Annotated in this window: 17 protein-coding genes; 13 read left to right on the top strand and 4 right to left on the bottom strand. The window is 40.0% G+C overall.

Translation table 11 applies throughout. The annotated features are described in order from the left end of the window. Window positions 1-472 precede the first annotated feature (472 nt). From mdh to Q8M41_RS13250, 4 genes are read left to right on the top strand one after another with little or no spacing between them, the layout of a single operon-like run. A complete protein-coding gene (gene mdh, locus Q8M41_RS13265) occupies window positions 473-1411 on the top strand; it encodes a malate dehydrogenase (protein ID WP_305365761.1) in 939 nt (312 codons plus the stop codon). Window positions 1412-1418: 7 nt separating this feature from the next. Then, window positions 1419-1847 carry a retropepsin-like aspartic protease gene (locus Q8M41_RS13260; protein WP_305365760.1) on the top strand — a complete coding sequence of 143 codons (429 nt, stop codon included), beginning with the start codon at window positions 1419-1421 and terminating at the stop codon, window positions 1845-1847. 51 nt (window positions 1848-1898) lie between these two features. Next, entirely contained in the window at window positions 1899-2810 is a 912-nt protein-coding gene (locus Q8M41_RS13255) for a hypothetical protein (RefSeq protein WP_305365759.1), read from the top strand. A 9-nt stretch (window positions 2811-2819) separates the two neighbouring features. After that, entirely contained in the window at window positions 2820-3701 is an 882-nt protein-coding gene (locus Q8M41_RS13250; protein ID WP_305365758.1) for a hypothetical protein, read from the top strand. Between the two features lie 37 nt (window positions 3702-3738). Here the strand turns inward: Q8M41_RS13250 and gyrB are convergent, their stop codons facing one another. Continuing rightward, on the bottom strand, window positions 3739-5697 hold the full coding sequence (gene gyrB / locus Q8M41_RS13245; protein ID WP_305365757.1) for a DNA topoisomerase (ATP-hydrolyzing) subunit B: 1959 nt from the start codon (window positions 5695-5697) through the stop codon (window positions 3739-3741). A 162-nt stretch (window positions 5698-5859) separates the two neighbouring features. On the opposite strand from gyrB, the gene Q8M41_RS13240 reads away from it, so the two are divergent. The 3 genes from Q8M41_RS13240 (at window position 5860) to Q8M41_RS13230 (ending at window position 7869) form a co-directional block, all read left to right on the top strand. Beyond that, window positions 5860-6453, top strand: a complete 594-nt coding sequence (locus Q8M41_RS13240; protein ID WP_305365756.1) for an OmpH family outer membrane protein — start codon at window positions 5860-5862, stop codon at window positions 6451-6453. A gap of 106 nt (window positions 6454-6559) precedes the next feature. Further along, on the top strand, window positions 6560-7042 hold the full coding sequence (locus tag Q8M41_RS13235; protein WP_305365755.1) for a nucleoside deaminase: 483 nt from the start codon (window positions 6560-6562) through the stop codon (window positions 7040-7042). Continuing rightward, complete coding sequence (locus Q8M41_RS13230; protein ID WP_305365754.1) at window positions 7042-7869, top strand: metallophosphoesterase; 828 nt, start codon at window positions 7042-7044, stop codon at window positions 7867-7869. Before Q8M41_RS13235 ends, Q8M41_RS13230 begins: the two co-directional genes overlap by 1 nt. A gap of 263 nt (window positions 7870-8132) precedes the next feature. Here Q8M41_RS13230 and Q8M41_RS13225 read toward each other — a convergent pair whose 3' ends face one another. Continuing rightward, window positions 8133-8525: an RNA-binding S4 domain-containing protein gene (locus tag Q8M41_RS13225; RefSeq protein ID WP_305365753.1), complete on the bottom strand. Its 393-nt coding sequence runs from the start codon at window positions 8523-8525 to the stop codon at window positions 8133-8135. 79 nt (window positions 8526-8604) lie between these two features. On the opposite strand from Q8M41_RS13225, the gene Q8M41_RS13220 reads away from it, so the two are divergent. From Q8M41_RS13220 to miaA, 6 genes are all read left to right on the top strand, one after another. Then, complete coding sequence (locus Q8M41_RS13220; protein WP_305365752.1) at window positions 8605-9423, top strand: 2,3,4,5-tetrahydropyridine-2,6-dicarboxylate N-succinyltransferase; 819 nt, start codon at window positions 8605-8607, stop codon at window positions 9421-9423. A 75-nt stretch (window positions 9424-9498) separates the two neighbouring features. Then, complete coding sequence (locus tag Q8M41_RS13215) at window positions 9499-10617, top strand: glycosyltransferase family 1 protein (protein WP_305365751.1); 1119 nt, start codon at window positions 9499-9501, stop codon at window positions 10615-10617. Beyond that, window positions 10611-11177 (top strand): L-threonylcarbamoyladenylate synthase, encoded by a 567-nt coding sequence (locus Q8M41_RS13210; RefSeq protein WP_305365750.1) that lies wholly within the window; start codon window positions 10611-10613, stop codon window positions 11175-11177. Before Q8M41_RS13215 ends, Q8M41_RS13210 begins: the two co-directional genes overlap by 7 nt. A gap of 6 nt (window positions 11178-11183) precedes the next feature. After that, window positions 11184-12596 carry a CCA tRNA nucleotidyltransferase gene (locus Q8M41_RS13205; RefSeq protein WP_305365749.1) on the top strand — a complete coding sequence of 471 codons (1413 nt, stop codon included), beginning with the start codon at window positions 11184-11186 and terminating at the stop codon, window positions 12594-12596. 75 nt (window positions 12597-12671) lie between these two features. Then, window positions 12672-13319: a hypothetical protein gene (locus Q8M41_RS13200; protein ID WP_305365748.1), complete on the top strand. Its 648-nt coding sequence runs from the start codon at window positions 12672-12674 to the stop codon at window positions 13317-13319. 29 nt (window positions 13320-13348) lie between these two features. Then, the gene (gene miaA / locus Q8M41_RS13195) at window positions 13349-14278 is read left to right on the top strand and encodes a tRNA (adenosine(37)-N6)-dimethylallyltransferase MiaA (RefSeq protein ID WP_305365747.1); all 930 of its coding nucleotides are present in this window, start codon (window positions 13349-13351) and stop codon (window positions 14276-14278) included. On the opposite strand, the gene Q8M41_RS13190 is transcribed toward miaA, so the two are convergent. Together Q8M41_RS13190 and Q8M41_RS13185 are read right to left on the bottom strand one after the other, a co-directional pair. After that, the gene (locus Q8M41_RS13190; protein WP_305365746.1) at window positions 14217-14921 is read right to left on the bottom strand and encodes a potassium channel family protein; all 705 of its coding nucleotides are present in this window, start codon (window positions 14919-14921) and stop codon (window positions 14217-14219) included. The two genes, miaA and Q8M41_RS13190, sit on opposite strands and share 62 nt — an antisense overlap. Next, window positions 14922-15236 (bottom strand): DUF3467 domain-containing protein, encoded by a 315-nt coding sequence (locus Q8M41_RS13185; RefSeq protein ID WP_305365745.1) that lies wholly within the window; start codon window positions 15234-15236, stop codon window positions 14922-14924. Between the last annotated feature and the right edge of the window lie 69 nt (window positions 15237-15305).

Below are 15305 nucleotides of genomic sequence, written 5' to 3'. Positions count from 1 at the left end.
CTGTCAGTGTTAACTTTTACACATAAATTTCAGTTATTAACAAAAGAAAAAGAAGCAAAAAGAAAATCCTACAATAACAATAACCACTCTTTCTTAGAGATTACTAATCTAAAGGAAGGTGGTCGTATGTTTATAGAAACGTTATAAAACATTGTTTTCGACCCTGAAGGGGTCGTATGTGAAAATTTCCAATACATTCGACCCCTTCAGGGTCATTAGAAACAGATCCTAACTGAATTCAAAGAAAAACCTACAAGCAGATTTTATTCGAAAATATTTTCAACCCTACCCTTTGTTTTAGAAACAAAAAACTTACACAACAAGCACTAATAATTTCATAAAAAAGATTGAATTATCTATCTTCGGCTTGTCAATTCAAAGCTGCCGGCAAAGGCGTTTTTGAACAAGAAAAAGGCAGATTTTAATTAAAATCTCAAATAGGTCCGATCTCAAATTAAAAACAAATCATAAAATGAAAATTACAGTTGTAGGAGCCGGTGCAGTAGGTGCAACCTGTGCTGATAACATCGCCAGAAAAGAATTAGCAGAAGAACTTATTTTACTAGACATCAGAGAAGGTTTTGCTGAAGGTAAAGCGATCGACATGATGCAGACTTCAGCCCTTTTGGGTTTTGATACTAAAATCAAAGGTGTAACTAATGATTATGCTGCTACTGCAGGATCTGAAGTGGTTGTAATTACTTCTGGATTGCCACGTAAACCGGGAATGACCCGTGAGGAGTTGATCGGCACCAATGCAAACATTGTAAAGAGCGTTACAGAAAATATCCTGAAACACTCTCCAAATACCATCATCATTGTGGTTTCGAACCCAATGGACACCATGAATTACCTTACACTTCAAACTTCAGGTCTTCCAAAGAATAAAATTCTGGGAATGGGTGGAGCATTGGATTCTGCAAGGTTCAAATATTACCTGAGCGTAGAACTGGGTTGTTCACCTGCAGATTTAAATGCAGTGGTTATCGGCGGACACGGTGATACGACCATGATCCCTTTAATCAATCATGCTACCTGGAACAGCATTCCGGTTACTCAATTATTAACTAAAGAGCAGCAGGAAAGAGTAGTTTCTTCAACCATGGTTGGTGGCGCTACTTTAACAAAACTGATTGGCACTTCAGCATGGTATGCACCGGGAGCGGGTACAGCTGCAATGGTTGAAAGTATTGTACGTGATGAGAAAAAATTGATTTCCTGCGGTGTCGCCCTTGACGGTGAATACGGACAGAAAGATATCTCTCTTGTTGTTCCGGTTATCATTGGCAAAAACGGATGGGAAAAAATCCTTGACTTCAAACTTTCTGATGCTGAGCAGGCTGAGTTTAACAAGAGTGCAGATGCAGTAAGAAATATGAATCAGGTTCTCAGAGATTCTAACCTTATCTAAACGCTTAATGAGCGAAACAAGAGTTCCTTTAGAACTGGTAAATTTACACGACGACGGCTTCCACCTATTGGTGGAAGTTGTTGTTTTCGGGCAATCCTTTAATGTGGTGCTCGATACCGGGGCTTCGAAAACAGTTTTTGATAAAACCGTGATCGAAAAACATATGAAAGATGCTGAATTAATGAATTCAGAGCTTTTATCTACCGGTTTGGGGACGAACAGCATGGAAAGCCATACAATAATTCTTTCTGTTTTGAAAATCGGAAAATTTAAATTAAAGAATTTCGAAGCTGCCGTGCTCGACCTCAGCACGATAAGCCATGCTTATTCAAGCCTGAACCTTCCGCCTGTAATTGGAGTTTTGGGCGGTGATATTCTACAGCGCTATAAAGCAATTATCAATTACAAAAAACTGCACTTAAAACTTTTTCGTTAAAGGACTGTATTAAAACCTTTAAAAATCATTAACTTGATTTAAAATAAAGGTATGAAATGCTTCCTGCTCATTTTCTTATCAATCCTTACACAGGATATTCTGGCTCAGAATATAAGCGGGAAATGGTTTGGCAAAATTACCCAGGGTCCCGGTGGATATAGTGAACTTTATGACCTCCAATTAAACCTTAGTCAGAGAAAAAATATCTGGGGTGATTCCTATTCTTTTAAAGATAATTCGGTCAGGATACGCATTGGACTTTCAGGCAAGGTAGATCGTGACAGCATCAGACTTTATGAAAGTATCGACTGGATACGTGAAGATTTTGTCCCATGGGATTGGGTTGCATGCATAAAAAAATTCGATCTGGCTTATCGCAACGATGGTGCTTATGAATATCTGGAGGGAACCTGGAGCGGGATCAGCAAGAATGATTCCAGCGAAGTTTGCATCCCTGGCAAGGTAATCCTATCCAAATCGATTGAGGGTCTCAATACATTTCTGGAGCAACGTAAAGACTCTGTGATCAATACTTTAGCCCAGAATCCGGAACAGGCAGCTCCGGTTTTAGTAGATTTTAACTCAAAATTTCTCGAAACTGAACCAAAAAAAGTAACAGAAATCGAGGTTCATAATGCCGATCTGCAGATTCAGTTACTGGATTATCTAAAACCGGATAATGATACGATATCGGTTTACCTTAACCGGAAAATTCTGGTAAAAAAAATTCAGATCTCAAAAAGGCCCGCTCTGATTAAATTCAGTATTGATAAGCGGATCGTAGTTCATGAGCTGCTCCTGTATGCTGAGAATCTTGGCCTGATACCACCAAATACCTCAGAACTTATTTTAATTGACGGCGAAACCAAACACAGGGTAATGATCGTATCTGATAAACAAAAAACTGCCGCTATATATTTAAGATATAAACCGCAAGAAAAAAAAGCAAAGACCAGTAAATAAGGATTATCTATGAAATATTCCCTCATACTTCTACTTTTATTCGCTCCATTTTCAGGCTTTACACAGGATTTCAAAGGGGTATGGCTAGGGTATATGGACACCGATCTTCAACATATCAGAACCCTGAATGTGAACTACATTTTGCATGTGAAGGAGCAGGATAATAATATAGTTAACGGGAAGGCCTATATCTATCGTGATAATCCACTCCGGGCTGAAGGTATCCTGGACTTTATCGGCGTGATCAATAAAGGTAACCTGAGAATCAATGAACTAAAGATATTATACTCCAAAATCCCAAGTGACACTGCCCGATTTTTATGTATTAAAGACCTTAAACTCAACCTGAGCAAGGAGGAAGGTATTGATAATCTGACCGGTACATTTACCGGCGCCGGGGAAAATTCATTGCCCTGCTATCCCGGAAATGTATACCTGCAACGCTTTACGGATGCAAACAAGCAGAACATACCTCAAAACTATCTTACCAGTATTTTGCTGGATGCCAGGGATCCGAATGTGTTCCTGCAAACCAAACTAGCCCGGCCGATTGTAATTGAGATAACTGAAAATGTAGTCAGGCTTGAACTAAAAGATTATTTGCGGGAGGATGGAGATATTATATCTGTCTATCATAACCGACGGCCATTTATCAGGAATCAGCTTATTGTGAATAAGCCTACAAACCATACACTTCGCTTAAACAGAAACCAGGAACTACATGAGATTATTCTCTATGCCGAAAATTTGGGCAAGATCCCTCCTAACACTTCAAATCTGAGAATTTATGATGGTGTTAAGGAACACCAGGTATTGATACGATCGACCAAGGAAGTTAGTGCAGTGGTCTATTTACGATATGCCCCTGAACCAAAAAGCCCTCCACAATAAGTGGAGGGCTTTTTTATATTCCTACTCCTGAATTGAATTAGATATCAATACGTGCGTATTTTGCATTTTTCTCAATAAACTCACGACGTGGTGCAACCTCGTCGCCCATCAGCATTGAGAATATATGATCACATTCTGCTGCATTTTCAATCGTAACCTTTCTAAGTGTACGGGTTTCAGGATTTAGAGTAGTGTCCCATAATTGTTCTGCATTCATCTCTCCCAAACCTTTGTACCGTTGAATGTTGACACTCTCTTCTTTTCCTGCACCTTTCAATGCCTGTACCGCTGCATCACGCTGATCATCATTCCATGCATACTGAAACTCCTTGCCCTTTTTTACAAGGTAAAGTGGCGGCGCTGCGATATAGATATATCCAAATTCAATCAGAGCCTTCATGTACCTGAAGAAGAAGGTCAGGATCAATGTGGTAATGTGGGAACCATCCACGTCAGCATCCGTCATGATGATAATACGGTGGTAACGAAGTTTCTCCATATTCAATGCCTTGGCGTCTTCGGCTGTACCGATACTAACTCCCATGGCCGTGAACATATTCTTGATCTCGTCGTTCTCATAGATCTTATGCTCCATTGCCTTCTCCACGTTAAGGATCTTACCTTTTAATGGAAGAATAGCCTGAAAATTCCGATCCCTGCCCTGCTTGGCTGTTCCACCCGCAGAGTCTCCCTCCACCAGGTATAATTCGCAAGCTGCAGGATCATTATTTGCACAATCGGCAAGTTTCCCCGGCAGACCGGAACCACCCATAACCGTTTTACGCTGAACCATTTCGCGGGCTTTACGGGCAGCAGCTCTCGCTGTAGCAGCCAGGATGACCTTATTAACGATCATTTTAGCCTCACGCGGATTCTCTTCAAGGTAATTACCCAGAATTTCACCAACGGCAATATCCACAGCACCCATCACCTCATTATTCCCTAATTTGGTTTTGGTTTGTCCTTCAAACTGAGGTTCCTGAACTTTCACTGAAATTACGGCTGTTAATCCCTCGCGGAAATCATCCCCAGTAATTTCAATTTTCATGTTCTTTAGCATGCCCGATTTCTCGGCATAGGCTTTAAGCGTACGGGTCAAACCACGACGGAATCCGGCTACGTGAGTACCTCCTTCGTGGGTATTTATATTGTTTACATAAGAATGGACATTCTCTGTATAGGTATCATTATACTGAAGTGCCATCTCTACAGGTATACCCTGTTTAATTCCTTCCACATAAATAGGTTCAGGAATTATAGAAGTACGCATTCCGTCAAGGTATTTGACAAACTCCTTCAAACCACCCTCAGAATAGAATTCTTCCTTCAGAAAAGCTCCATCATCGGTAGTTTCACGCTCATCAACAAGCGATAAACGGATACCTTTATTCAGATAAGCCAGCTCTCTCAAACGGGCCGCAAGGGTATCAAATTTATATTCAGTTGTTAATGTAAATATCTCAGGATCAGGCTGAAAGTTAACGATGGTACCGGTCTTGTCGCTTTCACCTATAACTTTAACATCGAAAAGGGGTTTTCCACACTCATACTCCTGTGTGAATATTTTACCATCACGATGGACTACAACTTTTAATGGCTTTGAAAGTGCGTTCACACAACTTACACCCACACCGTGCAAACCACCGGAGACTTTATAAGTGTCTTTATCAAATTTACCTCCGGCATGAAGAACGGTCATAACTACCTCAAGCGCCGACTTCTTTTCTTTGGTATGCATGGCGGTAGGAATTCCACGGCCATTATCTTCAACTGTAATCGAATTTCCCTTGTGTATGGTTACATTAATATCAGTACAGTAACCTGCGAGAGCCTCATCAATTGAATTATCTACAACTTCATAAACCAGGTGATGGAGGCCTTTAAATCCTGTATCACCGATGTACATGGACGGGCGTTTTCTAACCGCTTCCAGTCCTTCTAATACCTGTATATTATCCGCTGAATAATTTGATTTGTCTTCTGTTTCTTCGCTCATATATGATTATTACAACAAAGATCAAAAATAACCATTTTAGATGGATTTTGCTACATTGTGGATAAATTAACAGGGCTTTTGTTTAGCCCTTTTGCATCCTAAATTAAATGGTTGAGAAAATGGTATGAAAGTTTATATTTGCTTAAATTTTTATTAAAAATTATGAAGAAATTAATAACAAGCATCAGTAAAATAGCGATCATTTTAACACTGTCGGCAATAGTAGTATCCTGTAATAAAGAACAAACTAAAAGTACAGGAAGTGTTGCCGCAAGTTCAGCAGCTGCTGCAGAAGGTATCGTATACGTAAATTCAGATTCTCTACTAAGTAATTATGACTATTACAAAGCCGTAAGGGATAAATTTCAGGAAAAATCAAAGAAAGCACAGGCAGATCTTACTGCAAAAGGAACGGCTTTTCAGCGTGAAGTTGCTTCTTATCAGCAAGGTGCAGCCAATTTAAGTGCTGAACAAAGGGCTACAACTGAAGAACGTCTGGCAAGAAAGCAGCAGGAACTTGCTACCTATAATCAAAATGCAGGTAATGCTCTGGCAAACGAAGAGGCCGCTGAAAATGATAAATTATACAATAAAGTATCTGATTATCTGAAAGGATATGCTAAGTCAAAAGGCTATAAAATTGTACTTACTTATTCAAAATCAAACCCGGCAGTATTATACGCAGACGAAAGTCTGGATGTAACCAAGGCTGTTGTTGATGGCTTGAATGCAGATTATAAAAAAGAAAAAAAATAAGGATAGTTTAAAAACTTCTTTTTCTTAAAAACCCCGGTCAATCGCCGGGGTTTTTATTTTTCAGAATAATTTGAAGATGAAAGGATTTTGAGGATATTGAACGAATATGTCAGAGACCGAACTACATAATAAATTCATGCGTATAGCCATCAGGCTTTCTGAACAAAACGTCAGCAAAGCATTGGGTGGTCCTTTTGGTGCTGTGCTTGTTAAGGCTAATAAAATAATAGCCAGAAGTGCAAACAAAGTAACTCTCAAAAATGATCCGACTGCCCATGCGGAGGTTTCTGCGATCAGACTGGCCTGCCGGAAGTTAAAGACCTTCGATCTGAGCGGCTGTGTGATTTATACAAGCTGTGAACCCTGTCCGATGTGTCTCAGTGCAATCTATTGGGCTCAAATTGACTCTATTTATTACGCCAATACAAAGAATGATGCTGCAAACATCGGATTTAATGACTCTTTCATTTATGATGAGATTGCAATGAACAAAGAAAAGCGGAAAATAGCGATGCATCAGATATTGAACGAAGAAGCAAAATCGGCCTTCGAACTCTGGGAGCATTCAGCAATGAAAACAAACTATTGATGAAGAAGATCAGTAGAAGGAAATTTATCTGGGGCAGTATCGGACTGATTACGAGTGTGACCGCGATTGATGCCTTTTGGTATGAAAAGGTATTTATCGAACTCAATGAATATTATATCGGGAATGCAAGTCCGGAAGGCAGCAACCTGAAAGTCCTTCAAATCTCTGACCTTCACCTTCGCAGAATCCAGCCTAAACACAATGAACTTGCTGCTCTTGTAAACAGGATAAAACCTGAACTAATTCTTTTTACCGGGGATGTGATCGACCGGAATAAAAGCTTAAAAAACCTGGACAAATACCTGGCGATGTTCGATCCCTCTATCCAAAAAACAGCTATTCTGGGGAATTGGGAATGTTGGAAGGTCCATCCACTAGAACTTCTTGATGTTTACAAAAAGCATAAAGTCGAATTAATTGTCAATCATTCCTTCCTTTATACATTTGGGGAAACCACAATTTCTGTTTCGGGGATGGATGACCTGGTTGCGGGGAAAGCTGATTACAACATGGCGATGGAGTTTTATCAGAAATCTGATTATCATGTCGTGATGACCCATTGTCCGCAGCACCGGGATATCATTCAAACACAGATGAAAGATATTCCAATAGACCTTATGCTTTCAGGACATACCCATGGCGGACAGCTTAACCTGTTTGGATTTGCACCTTTCAGGCCTTATGGCAGCGGCAGATATGTTAGCGGATGGTACCGTGACGAATTGCCCCACCTATACGTTTCGAGAGGGATTGGCACAAGCGGAATCCCAATCAGGCTGGGATCCAGGGCAGAGGTGACGGTGTTTAATTTCAGGAGAAGCGAATAATCAACCAGGGCAATAATTGTTTGATTTGATTCAAGAACCTGGAGCCAGGAATCAAGACATGGGAAATCGTTAAATTAGATTGAGTCAAGAACCAAGAGCCAAGAATCAAGACAAGGAAAATCGTAATAGATAATCAAAATTCCTTGTGACATAATTTCTTGCCACCGTCATCCCTGACGTTCAAAAAGGCGGAAATTGTCAACTTTCCATTGTCAATTCTCAACTGTCAACTGTCCTTGCCTTGTCAATTATCAACTGTCAACTCAATCGAACCATCCCTCCTGCAAATCATCAATCTCCCTCCTATCCTTTTTCGTTGGCCGGCCGGTGCCTCTGTCCCTGCTGAGGTTAGCAGTATGAAACATTGATTTATAGGCCTGGGTATCTTCAATGGGGGTTAGATCTTTATAAAAATTAACAGCGGTCTTTGCATCAACCCTCCTATCCAATAGGGCTATAACTTCTATGATCTTCTTATCACTACCTTTCTGAACAGTGTATACCTCTCCGATTTTCACAATATGGGAGGCTTTCAGATTATTACCATCAAGCTTTATTCTACCTGATTTGCAGGCTTCTGTAGAAATACTACGGGTTTTAAAGGCGCGGATCGCCCATAAATATTTGTCGATGCGTAATTTTTCAGATCCCTGCATCCTTCAAAATTACGTAAGAATTGACGAAAGGATGGAAAAATTGGCAGAAAAATCCTTTAATTTGCTTTAAATTAAAAGTATGGTTTCCGAATATAAAAAACTAATTGAAAGTGCCTGGGAAGATCGCACTCTCATCAATTTCAAAGAATACAGAATTGCAATTGAAAGTGTAATTCAGCATCTGGATAAAGGTGAAATCAGGGTTGCCGAACAAATCGGTGATCGCTGGCATGTTAACGACTGGGTTAAAAAGGCAGTGATTCTTTATTTCCCGATCAGGGAGATGAAAGAAATCGAAGTGGGACCATTTGTGTTCCATGATAAAATGAAATTAAAGACAGATTACAAAGAAACCGGTGTCAGGGTTGTGCCGCATGCGATTGCGCGTTATGGTGCACACCTGGCAAAAGGGGTAATCTTAATGCCATCCTATGTAAACATCGGAGCTTATGTTGATGAAGGCACCATGGTTGATACCTGGGCTACTGTTGGTTCATGTGCTCAGATCGGAAAACATGTTCACCTGAGTGGTGGTGTTGGAATCGGTGGTGTTTTGGAGCCTGTACAAGCCTCTCCGGTAATCATTGAGGATAATTGCTTCATTGGTTCAAGAGCGATCGTTGTAGAAGGTGTTCACGTTCAAAAGGAGGCAGTTTTAGGAGCAAATGTTGTTCTGACAGCATCGACTAAAATAATTGACGTTACGGGTGATGAACCAATAGAATACAAAGGATTTGTTCCTTCCCGTTCGGTAGTAATTCCGGGATCCTATACCAAGAAATTCCCTGCTGGTGAATATCAGGTACCCTGTGCACTGATCATTGGTCAACGTAAAGAATCAACAGATAAAAAAACCTCTCTTAATGATGCCCTGAGAGAGAATAATGTAGCGGTATAAACCCTGCATTCAAGCTTTTTTAAATTAAAAAAAGGATGATCTATACTCATCCTTTTTTAGTTTTAATTCAATAAGATGAAGATAGGCTTTGATGGTAAACGTATAACCCAAAACTTCACCGGCTTAGGCAATTACAGCAGGTATGTGCTTAAAATTTTGGCAGAATACTATCCGGATAACCAGTATCAGGTCTTTTCTTCTAAAGCTTCCCTGGCAGCTGAGGGGCTCGAAAAATTTAGTTCCATAGAATTTAAATATCCTGAAAAACACTTTTCCAAAAGCTATTGGAGAAGTTTCGGTATAGTTAAAAATCTTAAGATTGAAAAAATAGATCTTTATCATGGTTTAAGTAATGAGATCCCATTTGGATTAAGAAAGCAGGGTATTCCTTCGGTGGTGAGCATTCATGATCTTATTTTTTACCGGTTTCCTCAATACTATCCCTGGTTTGACAGAAAGATCTATGAATATAAAATACGTTATGCTGCCGATCATGCAGATAAGATCATTGCAATCAGCGAGAGAACAAAATCGGATCTGATCAATCTGTTTAACTTTGATCAGAACCGGATTGAAGTAATCTATCAAAATTGCGATCCTTCATTCCGGAATAAAATTACCAATGAAGAAAAGCAAAGGATACGATCTGCCTATAATTTACCCGAGAACTACCTCCTGAATGTAGGTACCATTGAAACCAGGAAAAATGCTTTACTGGCTGTTCAGGCGATTAGGGAACTTGGTACTGATATTCAACTGATTATCATTGGAAAAGATACCCCTTATGCTGTAAATGTGAGGGATTATGTAAATAAACACGGCCTCAATAATCGAGTTCATTTTTTAAAAAACGTGTCATTTAATGACCTTCCGGGAATCTATCAGATGGCTGATCTGTTCTTGTTCCCATCAGAATATGAAGGGTTTGGAATACCGGTGGTAGAGGCTTTAAGCTCAGGAATACCCGTCATTGCTGCAAAAGGCTCCTGCCTGGAAGAGGTGGGTGGAGCAGGAAGTATTTATATTAATCCCAATGACAGCTCAGCACTTGCTGCAGAGATCCTGAAAGTCTTAAATGATCCTAAAAAAAGACAAAATATGATCAAAGCCGGATTGGAACATCTGGAACAGTTCTCGGACCATAAAATTGCCGGGCAGTTAAATAACTTATATCAAAACATCATTAAATGTTAAAAGACGAAGTAAACAAAGCTTTTGAGGTATTAAAAAATGGAGGATTAATCCTCTATCCTACCGATACGATCTGGGGAATTGGCTGTGATGCTACAAATCCTGAAGCCGTTGAAAAGGTTTTCAAACTAAAGGGCCGCACCGAAGAAAAAAGTCTGATTGTTCTGCTCGACAGCGACAATAAACTTCAAAGCTATGTCAAAGAGGTTCCTGAAGTCGCGTACGACCTGATTGAATATGCTGAAAATCCGCTAACAATCGTTTACTCCGGTGCTAAAAATCTCGCTCCTAACGCCATTGCAAAGGATGGCAGTATTGGCATACGGATAGTGAAACACGAGTTCTGCCAGCAATTATTACAGCGCTTCAGAAAGCCGGTGATATCGACCTCGGCTAACCTGAGTGGCAACCCTTCTCCGGCGACTTTCGATGATATTGATGAAGCAATCCTGCAAGGTGTTGATTATGTGGTTAATTGGGAGCAGGACGAGCAAAAAGAAAAAAAGCCATCAACCATAATGAAGCTTGAACCGGGTGGCCTCTTTTCATTCATTCGGAAATAATTCAATATGAAAAAACACCTCCAACATCCGATATTTAAGAAGCTCAGTGAACTGGCAGATGCTACCGGAACAGAAATCTATGTAATTGGTGGCTATGTAAGGGATATTTTCCTGAACCGGCCATCAAAAGACATTGATATTGTGGTTATTGGCAATGGTATCAAATTCGCCGAAGCCGCAGGAAAACTATTGGAAACTAAAGTTTCTGTGTTCAAGAATTTTGGCACTGCAATGCTCCGCTATGGAGATCTCGAAATCGAATTTGTAGGCGCCAGGAAAGAATCCTATCGCTTGGAATCACGGAAACCCATCGTGGAGAACGGCACACTTGAGGATGACCAGAAACGACGTGATTTTAGTATAAATGCAATGGCATTGGGTTTAAATACTGCCAGCTTCGGCAGCTTGTTAGATCCATTTGATGGTGTTAAAGATCTCGAAAATAAGCTGATTCGTACACCTCTGAATCCGGTTGAGACCTTTTCAGACGATCCTTTGAGGATGATGCGAGCCATACGCTTCGCAACTCAGCTAGATTTTACTATTAGTGCGGATGCCATTGAAGCGATCAAAAAGAATTCAGAACGAATAAAGATAGTATCTGCCGAGCGGATTACAGATGAGTTAAACCGGATCATTCTGGCGAAGAAGCCCTCCATCGGTTTTATATATTTATTCGATACAGGCTTACTGAAACATATTTTTCCGCAAATGGCCGAACTTTATGGTGTTGAAGTCATTGCAGGAAAAGGACATAAAGACAATTTCTACCATACCCTGCAGGTTTTAGACAACCTTGCCGAAAATACTGAAGATCTCTGGCTGAGATGGGCAGCGATTCTGCATGATATTGCCAAGCCTGCAACCAAACGCTTTGAGCCGGGCCATGGCTGGACCTTTCACGGGCATGAGGACCGGGGTGCACGAATGGTTCCGAAAATTTTCGCTCAGCTTAAATTACCGCTGAATGAAAAGATGAAACTGGTCCAAAAGTTGGTGCAGTTACATCTCCGGCCAATTGTTCTGGCTCAGGATGTGGTTACTGATTCAGCCGTAAGACGCTTACTATTTGAAGCGGGAGAAGAAATTGACGGGCTTATGTTACTCTGTAATGCCGACGTAACGACCAAAAATGAATATAAAATAAAGAAATATCGAAGTAACTTCAATCTGGTAAAGCAAAAGCTGAAGGATGTTGAGCAAAGCGATCAGCTCAGAAACTGGCAACCTCCGGTAAGTGGTGAAGATATCATGAAGGCATTCAACATAAATGCCGGTAGGGACGTTGGAATCATTAAAACACAGATCCGCGAGGCGATTCTGGAAGGGGAGATAAAAAACTCAAAGGAAGAAGCCTATGAGTATATGCTTGAGAAAGGCAAGGCAATGGGACTTATCCCTGTCAAATTAAAACCATAAAGATTCTTAATTAGCTGAATTAAAATCTTTAAGCAAACAATCAAATAGTATTTTTGTAAATAATAAAACAAGAACATGGCAATATATAGATTCAGGGTTTCTTTTGAGGATTATGATGATATCGAGCGCGATATTGACATTAAATCAAATCAAACATTTGAAGACCTCCATCGTGCTATCCACCAGTCGACCGGATATCAGGTTGAGGCCTCTTCCTCCTTTTATGTAAGCAACGATCAGTGGATAAAGAATGAAGAAATCGCCTTTTTGCCTAACCCGCGAAAGGTCAATAATGGAGTTGCCCTGATGAGCAATTCAAAACTTAGCAGTTTTATTGATGACCCTCACCAGAAATTTTATTATACCTATAATTTCGACAGGCCTTTCGACTTTCATGTTGAACTGGTCAAAATACTCCTGAATGATGAGCCGGGAAAAACATATCCGTGTGTTGCCCGAAGTCTGGGCGAGGCTCCCAAAATTACCGGGATCGGAATTATTCCGACTGCTGCAGCAACAGAGATATCCGGGGAGTTTGATTTTCTGAATGAATTAGATTTCCAGCCTGAAGATGCCGAAGAACTTGAGCAAATGAACGACATGGGAATCACTACCGGGGAAGAAGTTGTGGAGGAAGAAGAAGAGGAAAAAGATGAGTTTATGGATGAATTCTCTGATAATGAAGGTTATGATGCGGATGATATTCAGAAGGATGAATATTAATCAGTAATCAGCCTTAAACCGGAAGCTGTATGAGCAAAACACTGATCGTTATTGCAGGTCCGACAGCAGCAGGAAAAACCTCACTGGCGATTCAGGTAGCGAAACATTTCAAAACTGAGATCATATCAGCCGATTCCAGGCAGTTCTACCGGGAAATGAGTATCGGTACTGCCAAGCCTTCAAAAGAGGAATTGGCCGCTGTCAGACACCATTTAATTGACAGTCATTCCATACTTGACTCATTTAGTGTCGGCGATTTTGAAAAAGCGGTTATCAATCTTCTCGAAAAACTTTTCAAAACTCATAATCAGGTAGTACTTGTGGGTGGCTCCGGATTATTCATCAATGCAGTATGCAATGGCTTTGACGAATTACCCGTAGCATCCGAAGAAACCAGGAACGCTTTAAATCAGATTCTGGCTGAGAAAGGTATTGAACATCTGCGGGAGAAATTAAAAAAAGTTGATCCAGTGTATTATTCAGAAGTGGATATCCACAACCCGCAGCGTTTAATACGTGCGCTTGAAGTTTATGAAAGTACCGGTAATCCATTCTCTTCTTACCGTACTAAGACCGCTAAACAGAGAGATTTCAACATCATTAAGCTTGCGATTAGTCAGAATCGGGGAAAGTTATACGAACAAATCAACCTCAGAGTTGATCAGATGGTTGAAAACGGATTGATTGAGGAAGTGGAAGGACTAAATGATTACAGACACCTGAACGCACTGAATACAGTTGGCTATTCAGAAATTTTCGAATATTTCGATGGAAAACTGTCCAAAGAAGAAGCAATCGATAAGATTAAACAAAATACCCGAAGGTTTGCAAAAAGGCAGTTAACCTGGTTCAAAAAATCAGAGGATATAAAGTGGTTTGATCCACGGGAGTACGATTCTATTTTGAACTATCTTGATGCTGAGACATCCTCTCTCCGGAGCGGGGACCAAAAAAATTAAAGAACAGGAACAGAAAAGCCATTGTACTCAAAATCTGGAGCATCACCAGGATCTTTCCATTTTCATTTACAGGGTGAAAATCACCATAGCCTATCGTAACACCGGTAATAAAACTAAAATAAAGAGCATCTACCCAGCTTTGAATTGGTTGATTTAAATAATTACCGGCTGCATAAATAACCCCAAAAGATGCAATTACTTCAATAAAATTAAAGAAAAGCAGAATAATTGAGCGGTTAGCCATTTTATCATGGTCATGCTCAGGAAGAAATATTTTGTGAAAAATGTGCAGAAAGGTCTCTATTAGCAGATATATATTGAATATATAAAGTCCAAAATGATTCCACAAGCTGAAATAAAGCATGATGAAAGGCACCAGAGTTTTAAAGATCACATAAAATTCGCCAACGAGCTTTCTTTTGTAAACCGTCGATTTCTTGGTCAGGAAATCAATATAGATACCCGGAAAAAAAATTTTTGAACCTACCAGAAACAACCTGAGTATTCGTTCAATACCAAAATCAGGGTAATGAGTACTATCCCATACATTTTGGATCTTCGTAAAATGGTGTGTATGTTCAGGAGATTTCGACTTCCCTGAATTCTGATTACCAAAAACAAGCTTATTTAAACGCGCTCTCACTTAGGCTTGTGCTGTTGGACCACCAAAGTTCAATGGAAATCCGGGTTGCTCTGCATTGATCTTTATTCTGCCATTCTGGGCTTCAAATTTTTCAATATTCTCTTCAAGAGCAACCATAAAACGCTTGGCATGCTCCGGGGTTAATACAATTCTGGATTTAACCCTAGCTTTTGGAACACCGGGCATTACCCTGATAAAATCAAGCACAAATTCTGAGTTTGAATGCGTTATTACAGCCAGATTAGAGTAAATACCTTCTGCAACTTCCTCAGAAAGTTCAATATTTAACTGATTTTCTATGTTTTGCTCTTCCATAGCTCAAAGTTATAAATTATACATTCAAATTTTATCAATAAAAAAAGTCCTCTCAACTGAGAGGACTTT

It is taken from the genome of Daejeonella sp., from assembly GCF_030684675.1.
GTDB lineage: Bacteria > Bacteroidota > Bacteroidia > Sphingobacteriales > Sphingobacteriaceae > Daejeonella.
This window is presented reverse-complemented; position numbering and strand designations above follow the sequence as displayed.

Excerpts from the sequence above, each read along its gene's own strand:
- mdh (WP_305365761.1), top strand. The coding sequence starts at position 473 with ATGAAAATTACAGTTGTAGGAGCCGGTGCAGTAGGTGCAACCTGTGCT.
- Q8M41_RS13260 (WP_305365760.1), top strand. The coding sequence starts at position 1,419 with ATGAGCGAAACAAGAGTTCCTTTAGAACTGGTAAATTTACACGACGAC.
- Q8M41_RS13255 (WP_305365759.1), top strand. The coding sequence starts at position 1,899 with ATGAAATGCTTCCTGCTCATTTTCTTATCAATCCTTACACAGGATATT.
- Q8M41_RS13250 (WP_305365758.1), top strand. The coding sequence starts at position 2,820 with ATGAAATATTCCCTCATACTTCTACTTTTATTCGCTCCATTTTCAGGC.
- gyrB (WP_305365757.1), bottom strand. The coding sequence starts at position 5,697 with ATGAGCGAAGAAACAGAAGACAAATCAAATTATTCAGCGGATAATATA.
- Q8M41_RS13240 (WP_305365756.1), top strand. The coding sequence starts at position 5,860 with ATGAAGAAATTAATAACAAGCATCAGTAAAATAGCGATCATTTTAACA.
- Q8M41_RS13235 (WP_305365755.1), top strand. The coding sequence starts at position 6,560 with ATGTCAGAGACCGAACTACATAATAAATTCATGCGTATAGCCATCAGG.
- Q8M41_RS13230 (WP_305365754.1), top strand. The coding sequence starts at position 7,042 with ATGAAGAAGATCAGTAGAAGGAAATTTATCTGGGGCAGTATCGGACTG.
- Q8M41_RS13225 (WP_305365753.1), bottom strand. The coding sequence starts at position 8,525 with ATGCAGGGATCTGAAAAATTACGCATCGACAAATATTTATGGGCGATC.
- Q8M41_RS13220 (WP_305365752.1), top strand. The coding sequence starts at position 8,605 with ATGGTTTCCGAATATAAAAAACTAATTGAAAGTGCCTGGGAAGATCGC.
- Q8M41_RS13215 (WP_305365751.1), top strand. The coding sequence starts at position 9,499 with ATGAAGATAGGCTTTGATGGTAAACGTATAACCCAAAACTTCACCGGC.
- Q8M41_RS13210 (WP_305365750.1), top strand. The coding sequence starts at position 10,611 with ATGTTAAAAGACGAAGTAAACAAAGCTTTTGAGGTATTAAAAAATGGA.
- Q8M41_RS13205 (WP_305365749.1), top strand. The coding sequence starts at position 11,184 with ATGAAAAAACACCTCCAACATCCGATATTTAAGAAGCTCAGTGAACTG.
- Q8M41_RS13200 (WP_305365748.1), top strand. The coding sequence starts at position 12,672 with ATGGCAATATATAGATTCAGGGTTTCTTTTGAGGATTATGATGATATC.
- miaA (WP_305365747.1), top strand. The coding sequence starts at position 13,349 with ATGAGCAAAACACTGATCGTTATTGCAGGTCCGACAGCAGCAGGAAAA.
- Q8M41_RS13185 (WP_305365745.1), bottom strand. The coding sequence starts at position 15,236 with ATGGAAGAGCAAAACATAGAAAATCAGTTAAATATTGAACTTTCTGAG.